The organism is Microbacterium sufflavum (assembly GCF_023091155.1).
Taxonomy (GTDB): Bacteria; Actinomycetota; Actinomycetes; order Actinomycetales; family Microbacteriaceae; genus Microbacterium; species Microbacterium sufflavum.
The window spans coordinates 1,666,819-1,682,078 of record NZ_JAHWXK010000001.1; the positions used below are offsets into that span (position 1 = coordinate 1,666,819).

Below are 15,260 nucleotides of genomic sequence, written 5' to 3' on the forward strand. Positions count from 1 at the left end.
CCATCGACCGCGACCGGGGCCTGCTCCTATCGTGAAGGCACGGGGGGAAGGAGCATCGATGACGGACCTCGATGTGCAGGGCGAGACGCTGGAGGCGGCCCGAGCGCGACTGACCGCGGCGGGTGCGCCGGTCGTCACCTCGTGCCTGTCCTTCGCCGGTACCGGTTCGCCGACGGTGGAGGCGGCGCTCGGCGAGATCGAGTCGCTCGTGTCGCAGGCCCTGTCGGCCCTCGCGCAGACGGCGGCCAACTCGGCCTCCGACGCGGCTGCGGCGGCGAGCACCTTCACCGCGTCGGACGACACGCTCGCGCAGGCGGCACGATGAGCCTGCCCGGACTGATCGACGACCCCGCCCGCGGCGACGTGGGTGCGGTGACCGGTGCGGCCACCGCGTTCACCACCCGCGCGACCTCCGCCCGCGCACGCAAGGGTGACGCCGACACCGCGCTCGCGGGTCTGACGTCGATGACCGCCTCCGCGTCCGACGCCCTCGGTGCACGCGTCCTGCTCCTCGCGCAGCGGTTCGGGGAGGCCGCGGAGGGCCTCGACGGCATCTCCGCCGCGATCACGACGTACGCCACCGACCTCGAGGCGCTGAAGGGCGAGGCCGCCCGCCGGCTCAGGGCGGCGCAGAACGCCTACGACCACATCTTCGTCCGACGCGCCGAGGCGCTCAACGCCGCCAGTGAGTTCGTCACCGGGTGGGCGCTGCCCTGGGACGCGGTGCTGCCGTCGTGGATGTACCTGGACGACCCGGGCTACCTGCACCGCTGGCAGGCGGCGATCGACGCGTACCACGCCGCCCGTTCCTCCTATAACGCGCTGGCCGACGAGCGCGCGACGATCGATCAGCGCGCCGTGACCGCGCTCGCCGCGGTGCCCCTGGTCGTCGCGGTGACCCAGGGCGGGAAGGTCGGCCCCGGCGGCTTCTCGGCCGCCGGGCTCATCTGGGCCGGCGACGTCAACGGCATCACGGCGGAGTCGCTCGCCGGGCTGGGCGACCCCGGCATCATCCGCGAGACGTGGAACGCGATGGACGAGGAGACCCGCACGGCGCTCCTGGCGGCATCCTCCCTCCTGCTCGGCAACCTCAACGGCATCCCGATCCGTGACCGCGTCACCGCGAACCACAAGAACATCCGCGACGAGATCGCGCGACGCGAGGCTGAGATCGCCCGGTTGCAGGCGCTCGTGGATAGCCTCAAGACGGGCGACCGCGCGGACGCGTGGGAGGCGAAGGGCTACCTCGACGAGATCGCGAAGCTCCGAGAGCCGATCGACTACTGGCAGAGCCTGCTCGACCAGGACTACACGTGGTGGGACGAGAGCGAACGCAAGCACACCGACAAGGGCGCCGGTGCGCGCGTCGTCGTGTTCGACCCTGGTGCCGACGCGGTGGGCACCTACCACGGCCCCATCGACCCGACGACCGGCGACATCCCCGCCTGGATCCGCAACGTCGCCGTGTCGGTGCCGGGTACCACGACCACGATGACCAGCTTCGGCGACGGCACCGGCGCGCAGCTGTACCGCTCGGCCGGACCCGACACGGCCGTGTTCCAGTGGGCCGGCGGCACGTTCCCGCAGCTGGAGCTCCCCGGTCCGACCGATGCCTCCTACTCGCGCGACCTCGCCCCGAAGCTCGTGGACTTCGTCGCCGGGATCGACAAGCCGAGCGGTTCGACCCTGACCGTGCTGGGGCACAGCTACGGCGGCGCGACCGTGGGCCTCGCGGAGAAGGCAGGGCTCGTCGCCGACCGCATCCTCTACGTCTCGGCGGCCGGCATGGGGGCGGGAGTGAGCGGCGTCGAGGACTTCCCGCACACCTCGGGCGTGCCGCACTACTCGATGATGGCGCGCGGCGATCTCGTCGTCGGTCTCATCCAGGGCAACGGTGCCGGCCAGATGCACGGGCAGTCGCCACTCACGGCCGACGGCGTGACGCGCCTGGAGACCGGGTGGATCCAGGACGAGCGCGGCGGACGCGTCGTCGACCTGGAGGACTACAACGTCGAGGGGAACGGCACACCGCGCGGTATCGACAGCCACAGCTCGGTGTACGACCCGCGCTCCGTGGCCTTCGACAACATCATCGCCGTGATCACCGGCGGCGACGCGATGCTGTTCGCACCGGACGACGTCTACAACCCGCGGCCGATCGTGGTGCCGGGTGGCGCCCCGATCGTCCAGGCCCCGGTGCGCACCGACGGCATCGACAAGCCGGACTTCGTGCCGGAGTACGCGAGGATCGAGGGATGACCAGGACCGCACGTGCCATCGCGCTGATGGCCGGCGTCCTCGTAGCCCTGACGCTGGGAGGATGCACCATGACCACCGACGAGAGCCGACTCGACGAATACCGGACAGAGGCCGAGGCGCTGGCCGACGAGATGGTCGGCATGATCCCGGCGGAGCTGGCCCCGACGACCGCTCCCGACGTCGAGTCGAGCGGACGCATGGTGCAGAACCCGGTCTCCGCCGACCCCTCGCCCGACGACCAGGTGTGGTGGCAGGTGGACGTCTACGTCGAGCCGGTGCAGCGCGCCGCAGCCTCCGAGGACGCGGCGAAGGCGATCGCGGCGGGTCTGCTCGACGACGGGTGGGAGCACACCGATGCGCGCGAGACCGGAGAGGGCCGGCGGACCGCGGACGCCTACGCGAAGGACGACTGGTACGTCGAGGTGACCTGGGTGCGCACGGAGGAGGGCAAGTTCGAGACCGTCGAGCTCTCGGTCCTCAGCCCCCGCACGACCCGCGGCGACCACGACGAGATCCGCTCCTGACGCCGATGCCGCCCGCCGGGGTCGGAGCATCCGGCGACGTCGCCTAAAATCGATCCATGCGCGCCGCGGAGATCCAGGACGACCTTGCACAGATCCTCGTCACCGAGGAGGAGATCACCGCGAAGCTGGAAGAGCTCGCCGCGCGCGTCGCGGCCGACTACCAGGGCAAAGACCTCCTGCTGGTGGGCGTGCTCAAGGGGGCGGTCATGGTCATGGCCGACTTCGCGCGGGCTCTGCCGTTCCACGCCCCGATGGACTGGATGGCGGTGTCGAGCTACGGCGCGAGCACCAAGTCCAGCGGCGTCGTGCAGATCCGCAAGGACCTCGACACCGACCTGCACGGCAAGCACGTGCTCATCGTGGAGGACATCATCGACTCCGGCCTCACCCTGAGCTGGCTGCTGGAGAACTTCGAGTCGCGCGGTGCCGAGTCGATCGAGGTACTGGCGCTGCTGCGCAAGCCCGAGGCCGCGAAGGTCGAGATCGACTGCAAGTACGTCGGCTTCGACATCCCGGTCGAGTTCGTGGTGGGCTACGGCCTCGACTACGCCGAGCGCTACCGCAACCTCCGCGACGTCGCGGTCCTCGCGCCGCACGTCTACAGCTGAGCCTCCGCACACCTCCGAGCACGCCGCGGAACCGTTGCGCCGTGGGTGAACGCACAGCGGCCCCCTAGCGGGGAGGCGATACGCTGATCCGACCATGGATGTGAAGAAGCTCACCCGCAACCCGCTGATCTACGTCGCACTGATCGGCGTGCTGCTCTTCGGCGGATTCCTGCTGATCTCGAACCTGGGTGCGCCGAAGCAGATCACGACGCAGCAGGGCCTCGAGCTCCTCTCGGGCAAGACCGTCACCGAGGTCGTCACGACCGACGGCGACCAGCGCGTCGACATGACCCTGTCGAAGCCGTTCGAGGGTTCCGAGAACGTGCAGTTCTACTACGTCGAGGCGCGGGCGGACGAGGTCGTCTCCGCGATCGACGCGGCCGCCCCGAAGGACGGCTTCAACGACGCGGTGCCGCGCGCGACCTGGTTCGACGGCTTCCTCTCGCTCCTCCTCCCGCTCGTGCTCCTCGGCCTGCTGTTCTGGTGGCTGCTGTCGTCGATGCAGGGCGGTGGCGGCAAGGTCATGCAGTTCGGCAAGTCCAAGGCCAAGCTCGTCAACAAGGAGACGCCCACCGTCACGTTCGCCGACGTCGCCGGTGCCGACGAGGCGATCGAGGAGCTCCACGAGATCAAGGAGTTCCTGCAGGACCCGGCGAAGTTCCAGGCGATCGGCGCCCGCATCCCGAAGGGCGTGCTGCTGTACGGCCCTCCCGGAACCGGCAAGACGCTCCTCGCCCGTGCCGTCGCCGGGGAGGCCGGTGCCCCCTTCTACTCGATCTCCGGCTCGGACTTCGTCGAGATGTTCGTCGGCGTCGGCGCCTCGCGCGTGCGCGACCTGTTCAGCCAGGCGAAGGAGAACGCCCCCGCGATCATCTTCATCGACGAGATCGACGCCGTCGGCCGCCACCGCGGCGCCGGCATGGGCGGCGGCAACGACGAGCGCGAGCAGACGCTGAACCAGATGCTCGTCGAGATGGACGGCTTCGACCCGAACGCGAACGTCATCGTGATCGCGGCCACCAACCGCCCCGACATCCTCGACCCCGCGCTGCTGCGCCCCGGTCGCTTCGACCGCCAGATCGGCGTGGACGCGCCCGACCTCAAGGGCCGGCAGAAGATCCTCGAGGTGCACAGCAAGGGCAAGCCGCTGTCGAAGAGCGTCGACCTCGAGGTCGTCGCCCGCAAGACCCCGGGTTTCACCGGCGCCGATCTCGCGAACGTGCTCAACGAGGCCGCTCTGCTCACCGCGCGGTCGAACGCGCAGCTGATCGACAACCGCGCCCTCGACGAGGCCATCGACCGCGTGATCGCCGGCCCGCAGCGCCGCACCCGCGTGATGAAGGACAAGGAGAAGCTCATCACGGCGTACCACGAGGGTGGTCACGCGCTCGCCGCCGCCGCGATGAACTACACCGACCCGGTGACCAAGATCACGATCCTCCCGCGCGGCAAGGCCCTCGGCTACACGATGGTGCTGCCGATCGACGACAAGTACTCCGTCACCCGCAACGAGCTGCAGGATCAGCTGACCTACGCGATGGGCGGCCGCGTCGCGGAGGAGATCGTCTTCCACGACCCGACCACCGGGGCATCGAACGACATCGAGAAGGCGACCTCGATCGCCCGCAAGATGGTCATCGAGTACGGCATGACCACGCAGGTCGGCCCGGTCAAGCTCGGCACCGAGGGCGGCGACATGTTCGTGGCCAGGGACATGGGCCGCGGTCGCGAGTACTCCGAGAAGGTGGCGGAGCGGGTCGACGCCGAGGTGCGCGCCCTCATCGAGCAGGCGCACAACGAGGCGTACGCGGTGATCAGCGAGAACCGCGACATCCTCGACCGTCTCGCGCTGGCGCTGCTCGAGGAGGAGACCCTCGACCACAACCGCATCGCCGAGATCTTCACCGAGGTCAAGAAGCTGCCCGAGCGCCCGCTGTGGCTGTCGAGCGAAGACCGTCCGGTGTCGGAGCGCCCGCCGATCGAGGTCCCGAAGAAGGACGTGTCGCTCGCGGCCTCCGTCGAGGCGCCGTCCGCTGCCCCGCGTGCGCAGCAGGGATCGGCAGGAGCAGGCAACCCCCGCCCCGCGACGGCGTGACGTGACGGTCGACAGGGAGCGCGTCGAGCGGCTCACCCGCGAGCTGCTGGAGGCGATCGGCGAGGACCCGGACCGACCGGGCATCAAGCAGACCCCGGCGCGCATGGCGGAGCTCTACGCGGAGTTCTTCTCCGGCGTGGGGGAGGACCCCGGAGCGCCCCTCGCGCACACGATCAGCGTGACGCGCGGTCCTGCCCCCGACACCCTGCCGTCCGGTGCGGTGCTGCTGCGCGACATCCGGTTCCGCTCGGTGTGCGAGCACCACCTGCTGCCGTTCGCCGGGCACGCGCACATCGCCTACCTTCCGGGCGAGCAGGTCGTCGGCCTCGGGGCGCTGGTGCGCGTCGTCGAGATCCTCGCGGCGCGGCCGCAGGTGCAGGAGCGGCTCGGTGAGCAGATCGCCGACACGATCGCCGAGCACCTCGACACGCGAGGCGTGCTGGTGGTGCTCGATGCGAGCCACGGCTGCGTCACGATGCGCGGCGGACGGCAGACCGAGGCGTCGACCCTCACGATCGCCGCGCGCGGGGAGTACACCGACGCCGTCGCCAGGGCCGAGCTCGTGACCCTGATCGGCATGTCCGTCCCGTCCGCCGGCGCGCGCTGATGACCGGTATCTGGGGCATCGTCAACGTCACGCCCGACTCGTTCAGCGACGGCGGCCGCTACTTCGACGTGGAGCGCGCGGTGGAGCACGGCCTGCGGTTGCGGGCAGACGGCGCGACCGTGCTCGACGTCGGCGGGGAGTCGACCAGGCCGGGCGCGGAGCGTGTCGGTGCAGACGAGGAGCAGCGTCGCGTGCTCCCCGTGATCGAGCAGCTCGCGGCGTCCGGTGTGCCGGTGAGCGTGGACACGCTGAACGCCGCCACGGCCGCGGCGGCCGTGCGCGCGGGCGCCCGGATCGTGAACGACGTGTCGGGCGGCCTCGCCGATCCGGACATGCGTGCGGCCGTCGCCGAGTCGGGCGCCGACTACGCGATCGGCCACTGGCGCGGCTTCTCGGACGACATGTACGCGAGGGCGGAGTACCGCAGGGTGGCGCGCGACGTCGCGGGCGAGCTGCAGGAGCGGCTGGGGGAGGCCGCCGCCGCCGGCATCGCCCCGTCGCGAGTGATCCTCGACCCCGGGATCGGCTTCGCGAAGGCCGGGGCACAGAACTGGGACGTGCTGCGCGGCCTCGACGAGATCGTCGCGCTCGGCCCGCGCGTGCTCATCGGCACCTCGCGCAAGCGGTTCCTCGCCGAGGTGCTGCAGGGTGCACGGCCCGAAGACGGCGAGGTGACGCAGGCGCGGCGCGATCTGGCGACCGCCGTCACGAGCGCCCTCGCCGCGCAGGCCGGGGTCTGGGCCGTCCGGGTGCACGACGTCGCCGCGACGCGCGACGCGCTCGCGGTCGCGAAAGCCTGGCGCGGCTGAGGCGGCGTCGGAGCCGCGCCGTACGCTAGAGGCATGGACTTCCTCGACGAGATCGTGCTGACAGGGCTGACGGTGTTCGGCCGCCACGGGGTCTACGCGCACGAGCGCGAGGAGGGGCAGGAGTTCACGATCGACCTGCGTCTGCGGCTCTCGCTGGAGCAGGCCGCCGGATCGGACGACGTGGCCGACACGGTGCACTACGGCGAACTGGCGGAACGCGTGGCCGCGGTGGTCGCCGGCGAGCCGGTCAACCTCATCGAGACCCTGGCGGAGCGCATCGCCGCGGTCGCCCTCGACGACCGTCGCGTGCAGGGCGTCACCGTCACGGTGCACAAGCCGCACGCGCCCATCCCGCTGGAGTTCGCCGATGTGGCCGTCACGGTGCACCGCACCCGGGCGCCGGAGACCCTGGAGGACATCACGGTATGAGCCGCAATCTCACGCGCCCGCCCGACGTTCCCGCCCCGCGTCCCGGTCGCCCGGAGACGGTCGCGGTCGTGGCGCTCGGGGCGAACCTGGGCGACCGGCAGGAGACGATCCGCGCGGCCGTCGAGCGCATCCGTCGGCTGCCGCTGGTGAGCGACGTGCGCGTCTCGCGGCTGTTCGAGACGGTGGCGGTGCGCCTCGACGGTCCCGACCCCGACGCCCCGGGCTACGTCAACGCGGTCGCGCTCGTCACCACGCGGCTGGCGCCGGAGATCCTGCTGAGCATGCTGCACGCGATCGAGGACGAGAACGGGCGCGTGCGGGAGGAACGGTGGGGCGACCGCACGCTCGACCTCGACCTCATCGCGTACGGCGATGTCGAATCGGACGACCCGCGGCTGGAGCTGCCGCATCCGCGCGCGGCCGAGCGCCTGTTCGTGCTGGAGCCGTGGCTCGACGTCGACCCCGGCGCCGCACTGGTCGGACACGGACGCGTCGACGACCTCGTGGCGGGGCTGCGGGCGCGGGGCGACGCATGAAGCGCACGTCCGTCGGGCTGCTCGCCGTGCTCGCCCTCCTCGGGGGCGCCGTGGGGTTCGCGCTCGACCAGATGCTGACCGCGGGAGGGCGGGCCACGTTCACGCCGTCGCTGCTGCTGCCCGTGCTGCTCGTGCTCATCGCGATCGCGGCGCTCGGAGTCGCCTGGCCGGTGCGCCGCAGCGTCCGCTCCGGAACGCGTATCGACCCGTTCCGCGCGCTTCGTGCCGCGACACTGGCGCGGGCGTCGAGCCTGCTCGGCGCGATCATGGCCGGCTTCGGCGCAGGACTGCTGCTCTTCCTTCTGACGAGGCCGATCGATCCGCCGGTAGGGTCGACAGTGGCGATGGCCGCGCTGATCGCGAGTGCAGTCGTGCTCGTCGTGGCCGCCCTCATCGCTGAACAGTTCTGCACCCTCCCGAAGGATCCTGATGACTCAGAACCCAGAGACCGCGCCCCTGAACCCGGCGGAGGGCACTGACCTCGACGCGCTGGACCGCGGCACGTACACGCAGTTGCGCACGGCGCGCAACGAGGCGCGCCTCGAGCTCGACGGCACGTGGCACCAGATCTCGCCGCGGTACGTCGTGTCGCAGATCGTGCAGAACGTCATCTTCCTGGTGATCGTCGCCGTCGCCGCGGTGGTGCTGAACGTCGTGCTCGAGCAGGACTGGGTCTGGATCCCCGCGGGCGCGATCATCCTGATCACCCTGATCACGCTCGTGATCCTCCCGCGGCAGGCGCGCGCGATCGGCTACATGCTGCGCGCGGACGACATCGTGTTCCGCAAGGGGATCCTGTGGCAGCGCATGATCGCCGTGCCGTACGGGCGCATGCAGCTGGTCGACATCACGCAGGGCCCGCTCGACCGGGCGTTCGGCGTGTCCCAGCTGAAGATGGTGACGGCGGCGGCGACGACGGGCGTGCAGATCCCCGGACTCACCCAGGCGGCGGCCGAGGCCCTGCGCGACACGCTCATCCAGGTGGCCGAGACCCGCCGGACCGGCCTGTGAGCGAGGCGCAGCTCCCTGGCTCCGCGGTCGGTCAGGCCGCGGCGCCGTCGACGAACCTCGCCGACGGCGAGTGGCACCGCATGCATCCGCTCACGCCGCTGTTCAAGGGCGGCCTGGCGCTGATCATCGTGGCCGGCATCGTGATCGCCAACATGCGCGATCGTGTGATCGCATGGCTGGTCGGCATGTTCACGCCGGAGGAAGCGCACTACGGCGACTACACCGGCGGCGATCCGGTGGACTGGGTGCTCTCGAACAACCTGGCGCTCGTGGCGCTGCTCGGGGTGCTGGCGCTCGTCGTCGTGCTCGTGGCGATCTTCTGGTTCGTGTGGCGCTTCCAGCAGTTCCGCATCACGGGCGACCACGTGGAGGTGCGCAAGGGCATCATCTTCCGGTCGCACCGGCGTGCGCCGCTCGACCGCGTGCAGGGCGTGAACCTGACGCGCCCGTTCCCCGCGCGCATCATCGGTCTCGCGAAGCTGGAGGTGGTCGGGGCGGGCAACGACGCCAATGTCGAGCTCGAATACCTGGCCACGCCGCGGGCGGAGGGCGTGCGCGCGGAGATCCTGCGTCTGGCGTCGGGTGCACGGGCCGCCCGGCACGCCGCCATGAACCCGGGTGCGGAGGTGCCGGGGGAGCGGGTGTCGGCTCGGTCGCAGCTCGTCGGCTCGATGAACCAGGGGGTCACCGGCCTCATCGCGGGCGTCGATCTGGAAGACGTGGTGCCGGAGAGCGTCGTGAAGATCCCCACGGGGCGTCTGATCGGCTCGCAGGTGATCTCGGGTCTGCTGTGGCTCGTGTTCTTCGGTGCGATCTTCGCGATCGCGATCGGCAGCACGATCATCGGGGTCCTCGTCGACGGTGATCCGGACGGCGGCATCGTGCTGCTGGGGATCGGGCTCGGCATGGGCGTGCCGATGGTGGTGGCCGTCGTCGGTATCACCTGGGCGCAGATCTCCAAGTCGCTGCGCTACTCGATCGCGCCGACGCCGGACGGCGTGCGCATCACCTACGGGCTGCTCACCACCGTCACCGAGACGCTTCCGCCCGGCCGCATCTTCGCGGTCGAGGTGTCGCAGTCGCTGCTGTGGCGTCCATTCGGCTGGTGGACCATCAAGATCAACCGGATGAGCGGCAAGAGCGCGGCGCAGCAGTCCTCCGGCAGCGGCCAGCAGTTCAACGTGGTGCTGCCGGTGGGCAAGCGCGCCGATGTCGAGCGGGTGCTCGCGCTGGTGCTTCCCGACCTTCCGCCCGCGAGCATCCCGCTGCTGTGGGAGCAGGGCGTCGTGGGTCCCGCCGCGGACGACCCCTACCGCACGATGCCGCAGCGCGCGTGGTGGCGGCGGCCCTTCTCCTGGAGACGCCACGGCTACGCGGTGACCGCGGACGGGCTGCTGCTGCGGCGGGGCATCGTCTGGCGCAAGCTCGCGGTGTTCCCGCTGGCCCGACTGCAGGGCGTGTCGCTGAACCAGGGGCCGATCGATCGGGCGCAGCGGGTGTCCGGCGCGCAGGTGCACACCGTCCCCGGCCCGATCACCGGGATCCTCGCGGGGCTGGAGCGCGCGGACGCCCTCGCTCTGCTGGACGACGTCAGCCGCGCGGCCGCTGAGGCGGCGTCGCGCGACCGCACGCACCGGTGGAGCGAGCACGCGGTCGCGCCGGAGCCCCCGGCGTTCACCGGTCCGCCGCCACCTCCGGGTGCACGGCCCGCGCCCTTCGCCCCACCCGTCGGGTCGCCCGCGGTGCCGCCGGTGGGGTCGCCTCCGGTGCAGCCTCCCGCGGTGCCTCCGGTGCCGCCCGCCGCGGTGCCGCCCGTCGCGGTGCCTCCAGTGCAGCCGCCCGCCGTGCAGCCTCCCGCGGCGCCCGCGGTGCAGCCTCCGGTGGGGCCGCCTCCGGTGCAGCCTCCCGCGGTGCCTCCGGTGGGGTCGCCCGCCGCGGTGCCTCCGGTGCAGCCGCCCGCGGTGCCTCCGGTGCAGCCGCCCGCCGTGCAGCCGTCCGCGGCGCCGCCGGTGCCGCCGCCTGCGGTGCAGCCGCCGCCGGTGCCTCCGGTGCAGCCTCCCGCGGTGCAGCCGCCGCCGACGCCCCCCGTGCAGCCGCCCGTGGTTCCGCCGACCCGTCGGTCGTCGAGGCCGGCTCCGACCGAGGAATGAGCGCCATGCGGGACGGCCGGCTGGGCGTCGGCATCGTCGGTGCAGGTCGCGTCGGGCCCGTGCTGGGCGCTGCGCTCGCCGGTGCAGGTCACGCCGTCGTCGGTATGACCAGTGGATCCGACGACGAACGAGCCTCGGCCGTGCTCCCCGGTGTGCCCGTGCTCGAGACGCAGGAGGTCGTCCGCCGGGCCGAGCTCGTGATCCTCGCCGTGCCCTCCGAGCAGCTCCCGGCGCTTGTCGCCGGCATCGCCGAAGTGGGCGGGTGGCAGGTGGGTCAGCTGGTGCTGCACACCGATGCGGCGCACGGCATCGAGGTGCTCCGTCCTGCCGCTGAGCGCGGAGCGATCCCGCTGGCGGTGCACCCGGCGATCACGTTCACCGGGACATCGATCGATCTCCGTCAGTTGCAGGCCGGCTATGCCGCGGTGACCGCTCCCGCGGCCGTCCTTCCCATCGCGCAGGCGCTGGCCGTGGAGATGGGCTGCGAACCGGTGGTGATCGCGGACGCGGACCGGCCGGCGTACGCGGATGCGATCGCGACCGTGACCGAGTTCTCGCGGTCGATCATCGGGCAGTCCACGTCCCGGCTGCGGGAGATCGGCGTCGACAATCCCGGGGGGTACCTGTCTGCGCTCGTGCAGTCTACGGTGGAGCGGGCGCTGCGCGAGTCGTCCGAGCCGCCACCCCTGATCTGACGGCGCTCACCGTCCGCCCGAGAAGCCGCCGCCGCCCCCGCCGCCCGAGAAGCCGCCGCCGAACGATCCGCCGCTCGACGAGGACCCGGTCGTCGGCGCCGTGTACGTCGCCGCCGACTGCGACGACGACATGAACGCCGCGAGCTGCACGCGCAGCGCGAGCGAGGTGGGATCGCCGATCCAGGCCGCGCCGCGCTGCTCTCGGGTGTAGGCGCGTTCGAGGACCTCGCCCCACTCGTCCTCCATCCCGAACAGCATCGCGTACGGCAGCAGTCGCTCATACACGTGGATCACCTCGGCACCATCGACCTCACGGCGTTCCGCACCGGTGTACGACTGCAGCATGCGCAGGCGGTCCTCCTCGGCCACGCGGATGAACTCGCGCACGCCCTGGAGGTACTCGAGCGTCCGGGCACCCTCCGGGGTGAGCACGGTGTGCTTCGAGAACGAGTAGAAGGCGGCGATGCCGACCAGTACCACGGCGAACGCCGCGGCGACGAGCGCCGGGATCGCGGCCAGCCGCCCGCTCGCCACGGCCCAGATGCCCACCCCGAGGCCCGCCAGCGCGATCGCGATGGCACACCACTGCACGACGACGGCGCCGCGACTCCGGGCCCGCTCCGTGAGGCCCCGCGTGGCGGCGGCCGTGGCCCCGGCGGTGGTGAGCGCCGACATGCGGGCGGCGAAGCTCTCGCTCGCGGTCGGCAGGTCGACCACGCCTTCCGCGTCGGCGCCGTGGAACAGGGCGTCGAGGGCGGCCGCGTCGAGCTCGTCCGGTGCGGAACCAGCAGGAAGACGGCGAAGTCGGGGTTGCTCGGGGCTGTCCCCCTCCTCGATGCGCAGCGCTCCGCGGACCGCGAGGTGCACGATCTCCGCGGGGATGACGTCCTGCGCCTTCGGGATGACCGCGGCGGCGACGAGCGGCGGCAGCGTCTCGGGCACGTCGTACTGGGCGACGACGATCCCCGTCGCGCGGCGGCGACGTCGGGTGAAACCTGCAACGGCGAGCCACCCCGCGACCGCGACGCCGACCGCGCCGATCGCCGCTATCAGCGGCCCGACGTCCGCGACCGGGTCGGGCGTGCGGGCCGGCGGCTGCTGGACGGTGCCCGCCTCGAACCCGATCGCGACCGTCACGCCGTCCCCGGCCGCAAGGTCCGCCGCCGACGTGCGGAACGTGGCGCCGTCGCCCGTGGGGTCTGGACCGTCGAGCGTGCACGCGGTCGTGGATCCCGCCGGCCCCTGGTAGCAGCGGGTCGAACCGGTGAGCCTCGCGGCCAGCGCAGCGTCCACGTGGACTTCGGCGTCGAACCGCTCGATCGGCTGCGTGCTGTCCAGCGGAAGGAGGTTCCAGTAGAACTCGTCGACCGCGGGCGTCGCGGAGTCTCTCGGCGACGTGGCCAAGACGACATCGCTCATCTCGTACTCGATCACATACGTCGTCAGGCCGCGCGCGTACTGGTCGTCGCCGGTGAGCACCAGCAGCAGTCCGTCCTCGTCGTCGGTCTCGAACGGGACGTCGCGCCCTTCGCCGTCGGTGACGGACAGCACGCGGGTGTCGATGCGGGCGTTCTCGTACGAGGTCGCGAGGCCCCGGACGATCCCGCGGTTCTGGTCGAACTCAGGGAACCGTGCCACGAGGGTCTCGGTCACGTGGAGGCGAGCGCGACCGTCGACGAGACTCAGGTCGTAGGTGGCGTCCCACGACGCGTACGAGAAGTCGTCCACGTCGGCGGCGACCGTACGCGCCGCGGTGCCCGCGGTGCCCGTGGCGGCCGCGGCTGCCGGCGCGACCGCAGCGCGGTCCGACCGGGCGGAGGTGAGTGCCGGAGCGGCGGAGGCCGAGGCGACGGGGAGGACGATGGCGCCGGCGGCGAGGACGAGGGCGGCGGAAGCGCGGGCGATCCTGGAGAGGGCCATGCACCGAGGCTACCCAGCGACGGCCGCGGGCCCGCATCGCGCCTCGGTAAACTGGGGGAGACTTTCAAGGAGCCCCGCACATGACTGACGCGTCCGCCGCGCCCGAATCGGCCACGACCGACTCTTCCCCCGAGGACGACGTCCACGAGCAGAAGGCGGTGCGACTCGCCAAGCGCGAGCGCCTGATCGCCCGACGCTCGGATGCGGGGGGCGGCGCGTTCCCCGTGGGCGTGCCGGTGACCCACTCGATCCCCGCCCTACGCGCGGAGTACGGCGAGCTGGAGGCGGGCGCGGAGACCGGTGTCGTGGTCGGGGTGGCTGGCCGCGTGGTCTTCAGCCGCAACACCGGCAAGCTCTGTTTCGCGACGCTGCAGGCCGGCGACGGCAGCCGCATCCAGGCGATGGTCTCGCTCGCGAACGTGGGCGAGGAGTCGCTGGCCGACTGGAAGGAATACGTCGACCTCGGCGACCACGTGTTCGTGCACGGCGAGGTCATCTCGAGCCGCCGCGGAGAGCTGTCGATCATGGCGGACGACTGGGCGATCGCGTCGAAGGCCATCCTGCCGCTGCCGAACGCCTATGCGGAGCTCAGCGAGGAGGGCCGCGTGCGCAGCCGCTACCTCGACCTGATCGTGCGCGAGCAGGCCCGCACGACCGTCCGGGCGCGCGCCGCCGTGAACGCCAGCCTGCGGGCGACGTTCGCGAGCCACGACTACCTCGAGGTCGAGACCCCGATGCTGCAGGTGCAGCACGGTGGGGCATCGGCGCGTCCGTTCGTCACGCACTCGAATGCGTTCGACACCGAGCTCTACCTGCGCATCGCTCCGGAGCTGTACCTCAAGCGGGCCGTGGTCGGCGGGATCGAGCGCGTGTTCGAGATCAACCGCAACTTCCGCAACGAGGGCGCCGACTCGACGCACAGCCCCGAGTTCGCGATGCTCGAGGCCTACCAGGCCTACGGGGACTACAACCAGATGGCCGCCCTCACGCAGGAGCTCGTGCAGCAGGCGGCGATCGCGGTCTCCGGCTCGACGACCGTGACCTGGGCGGACGGCACCGAGTACGACCTCGGCGGCGAGTGGGACCGCATCTCCATGTACGAGTCGCTGTCGGCGGCGTCGGGCCGCACGGTGACGCCGCAGGACGCGGTGGAGGACCTGATCTCGTTCGCGCAGGCCCACGGTGTGGACGTGCCACCGCAGGCCACGCACGGCAAGCTGGTGGAGGAGCTCTGGGAGCACTTCGTGAAGGGCGACCTGGTGCGCCCGACCTTCGTGATGGACTTCCCCGTCGACACCTCGCCCCTCGTGCGCGAGCACCGCTCGATCGCGGGCGTCGTGGAGAAGTGGGACCTCTACATCCGCGGGTTCGAGCTCGCGACGGGGTACTCGGAGCTGGTCGACCCTGTCATCCAGCGGGAGCGGTTCGAGGAGCAGGCGAAGCTCGCGGCCCGTGGCGATGTCGAGGCGATGCCGATCGATCAGGAGTTCCTGCGGGCACTCGAGCACGGCATGCCGCCGTCCGGCGGCATGGGGATGGGGATCGACCGTCTGCTGATGGCCATCACCGGCCTGGGCATCCGCGAGACCATCCTCTTCCCCCTCGTGAAGTGACCGG

The 15,260-nt window shown here is 71.7% G+C and carries 15 protein-coding genes; 14 read left to right on the top strand and 1 reads right to left on the bottom strand.

Annotated features, from left to right (window positions below; all coding sequences use genetic code 11):
• The first annotated feature begins 58 nt into the window (after positions 1 to 58).
• From KZC56_RS08110 to KZC56_RS08170, 13 genes are all read left to right on the top strand, one after another.
• Positions 59 to 325, top strand: coding sequence for a hypothetical protein (locus KZC56_RS08110; RefSeq protein WP_136028531.1), 267 nt, complete (start codon positions 59 to 61; stop codon positions 323 to 325).
• Positions 322 to 2,259 carry an alpha/beta hydrolase gene (locus tag KZC56_RS08115; RefSeq protein ID WP_247638319.1) on the top strand — a complete coding sequence of 646 codons (1,938 nt, stop codon included), beginning with the start codon at positions 322 to 324 and terminating at the stop codon, positions 2,257 to 2,259. The genes KZC56_RS08110 and KZC56_RS08115 overlap by 4 nt, the downstream gene beginning before the upstream one ends.
• Positions 2,256 to 2,783 (top strand): hypothetical protein, encoded by a 528-nt coding sequence (locus KZC56_RS08120; protein ID WP_136037242.1) that lies wholly within the window; start codon positions 2,256 to 2,258, stop codon positions 2,781 to 2,783. Before KZC56_RS08115 ends, KZC56_RS08120 begins: the two co-directional genes overlap by 4 nt.
• Before the next feature lie 56 nt (positions 2,784 to 2,839).
• Complete coding sequence (gene hpt / locus KZC56_RS08125) at positions 2,840 to 3,391, top strand: hypoxanthine phosphoribosyltransferase (RefSeq protein WP_136037241.1); 552 nt, start codon at positions 2,840 to 2,842, stop codon at positions 3,389 to 3,391.
• 94 nt (positions 3,392 to 3,485) lie between these two features.
• Positions 3,486 to 5,486 carry an ATP-dependent zinc metalloprotease FtsH gene (ftsH, locus tag KZC56_RS08130; protein ID WP_136028527.1) on the top strand — a complete coding sequence of 667 codons (2,001 nt, stop codon included), beginning with the start codon at positions 3,486 to 3,488 and terminating at the stop codon, positions 5,484 to 5,486.
• A gap of 1 nt (position 5,487) precedes the next feature.
• On the top strand, positions 5,488 to 6,093 hold the full coding sequence (gene folE / locus KZC56_RS08135; protein WP_168387203.1) for a GTP cyclohydrolase I: 606 nt from the start codon (positions 5,488 to 5,490) through the stop codon (positions 6,091 to 6,093).
• Positions 6,093 to 6,902, top strand: a complete 810-nt coding sequence (folP, locus tag KZC56_RS08140) for a dihydropteroate synthase (RefSeq protein WP_247638320.1) — start codon at positions 6,093 to 6,095, stop codon at positions 6,900 to 6,902. Before folE ends, folP begins: the two co-directional genes overlap by 1 nt.
• A 33-nt stretch (positions 6,903 to 6,935) precedes the next feature.
• Positions 6,936 to 7,331 (top strand): dihydroneopterin aldolase, encoded by a 396-nt coding sequence (gene folB, locus KZC56_RS08145; protein ID WP_136028524.1) that lies wholly within the window; start codon positions 6,936 to 6,938, stop codon positions 7,329 to 7,331.
• On the top strand, positions 7,328 to 7,867 hold the full coding sequence (folK, locus tag KZC56_RS08150) for a 2-amino-4-hydroxy-6-hydroxymethyldihydropteridine diphosphokinase (RefSeq protein WP_247638321.1): 540 nt from the start codon (positions 7,328 to 7,330) through the stop codon (positions 7,865 to 7,867). The genes folB and folK overlap by 4 nt, the downstream gene beginning before the upstream one ends.
• Complete coding sequence (locus KZC56_RS08155; RefSeq protein WP_136037237.1) at positions 7,864 to 8,346, top strand: DUF3180 family protein; 483 nt, start codon at positions 7,864 to 7,866, stop codon at positions 8,344 to 8,346. The genes folK and KZC56_RS08155 overlap by 4 nt, the downstream gene beginning before the upstream one ends.
• Positions 8,297 to 8,878, top strand: coding sequence for a PH domain-containing protein (locus tag KZC56_RS08160; protein ID WP_136028521.1), 582 nt, complete (start codon positions 8,297 to 8,299; stop codon positions 8,876 to 8,878). The genes KZC56_RS08155 and KZC56_RS08160 overlap by 50 nt, the downstream gene beginning before the upstream one ends.
• Positions 8,875 to 11,028, top strand: a complete 2,154-nt coding sequence (locus tag KZC56_RS08165; protein ID WP_247638322.1) for a PH domain-containing protein — start codon at positions 8,875 to 8,877, stop codon at positions 11,026 to 11,028. Before KZC56_RS08160 ends, KZC56_RS08165 begins: the two co-directional genes overlap by 4 nt.
• Positions 11,025 to 11,723, top strand: a complete 699-nt coding sequence (locus tag KZC56_RS08170) for a DUF2520 domain-containing protein (RefSeq protein WP_206251817.1) — start codon at positions 11,025 to 11,027, stop codon at positions 11,721 to 11,723. Before KZC56_RS08165 ends, KZC56_RS08170 begins: the two co-directional genes overlap by 4 nt.
• A gap of 6 nt (positions 11,724 to 11,729) precedes the next feature.
• On the opposite strand, the gene KZC56_RS08175 is transcribed toward KZC56_RS08170, so the two are convergent.
• Entirely contained in the window at positions 11,730 to 13,643 is a 1,914-nt protein-coding gene (locus tag KZC56_RS08175; protein WP_247638323.1) for a DUF2207 domain-containing protein, read from the bottom strand.
• 80 nt (positions 13,644 to 13,723) lie between these two features.
• On the opposite strand from KZC56_RS08175, the gene lysS reads away from it, so the two are divergent.
• Positions 13,724 to 15,256 (top strand): lysine--tRNA ligase, encoded by a 1,533-nt coding sequence (lysS, locus tag KZC56_RS08180; RefSeq protein ID WP_136029575.1) that lies wholly within the window; start codon positions 13,724 to 13,726, stop codon positions 15,254 to 15,256.
• The last annotated feature ends 4 nt before the right edge of the window (positions 15,257 to 15,260 follow it).

Coding starts and splice junctions, on each gene's coding strand:
- KZC56_RS08155 (WP_136037237.1), top strand. CDS start 7,864: ATGAAGCGCACGTCCGTCGGGCTGCTCGCCGTGCTCGCCCTCCTCGGG.
- KZC56_RS08160 (WP_136028521.1), top strand. CDS start 8,297: ATGACTCAGAACCCAGAGACCGCGCCCCTGAACCCGGCGGAGGGCACT.
- folK (WP_247638321.1), top strand. CDS start 7,328: ATGAGCCGCAATCTCACGCGCCCGCCCGACGTTCCCGCCCCGCGTCCC.
- KZC56_RS08110 (WP_136028531.1), top strand. CDS start 59: ATGACGGACCTCGATGTGCAGGGCGAGACGCTGGAGGCGGCCCGAGCG.
- ftsH (WP_136028527.1), top strand. CDS start 3,486: ATGGATGTGAAGAAGCTCACCCGCAACCCGCTGATCTACGTCGCACTG.
- folB (WP_136028524.1), top strand. CDS start 6,936: ATGGACTTCCTCGACGAGATCGTGCTGACAGGGCTGACGGTGTTCGGC.
- folP (WP_247638320.1), top strand. CDS start 6,093: ATGACCGGTATCTGGGGCATCGTCAACGTCACGCCCGACTCGTTCAGC.
- KZC56_RS08115 (WP_247638319.1), top strand. CDS start 322: ATGAGCCTGCCCGGACTGATCGACGACCCCGCCCGCGGCGACGTGGGT.
- lysS (WP_136029575.1), top strand. CDS start 13,724: ATGACTGACGCGTCCGCCGCGCCCGAATCGGCCACGACCGACTCTTCC.
- KZC56_RS08120 (WP_136037242.1), top strand. CDS start 2,256: ATGACCAGGACCGCACGTGCCATCGCGCTGATGGCCGGCGTCCTCGTA.
- KZC56_RS08175 (WP_247638323.1), bottom strand. CDS start 13,643: ATGGCCCTCTCCAGGATCGCCCGCGCTTCCGCCGCCCTCGTCCTCGCC.
- hpt (WP_136037241.1), top strand. CDS start 2,840: ATGCGCGCCGCGGAGATCCAGGACGACCTTGCACAGATCCTCGTCACC.
- KZC56_RS08170 (WP_206251817.1), top strand. CDS start 11,025: ATGAGCGCCATGCGGGACGGCCGGCTGGGCGTCGGCATCGTCGGTGCA.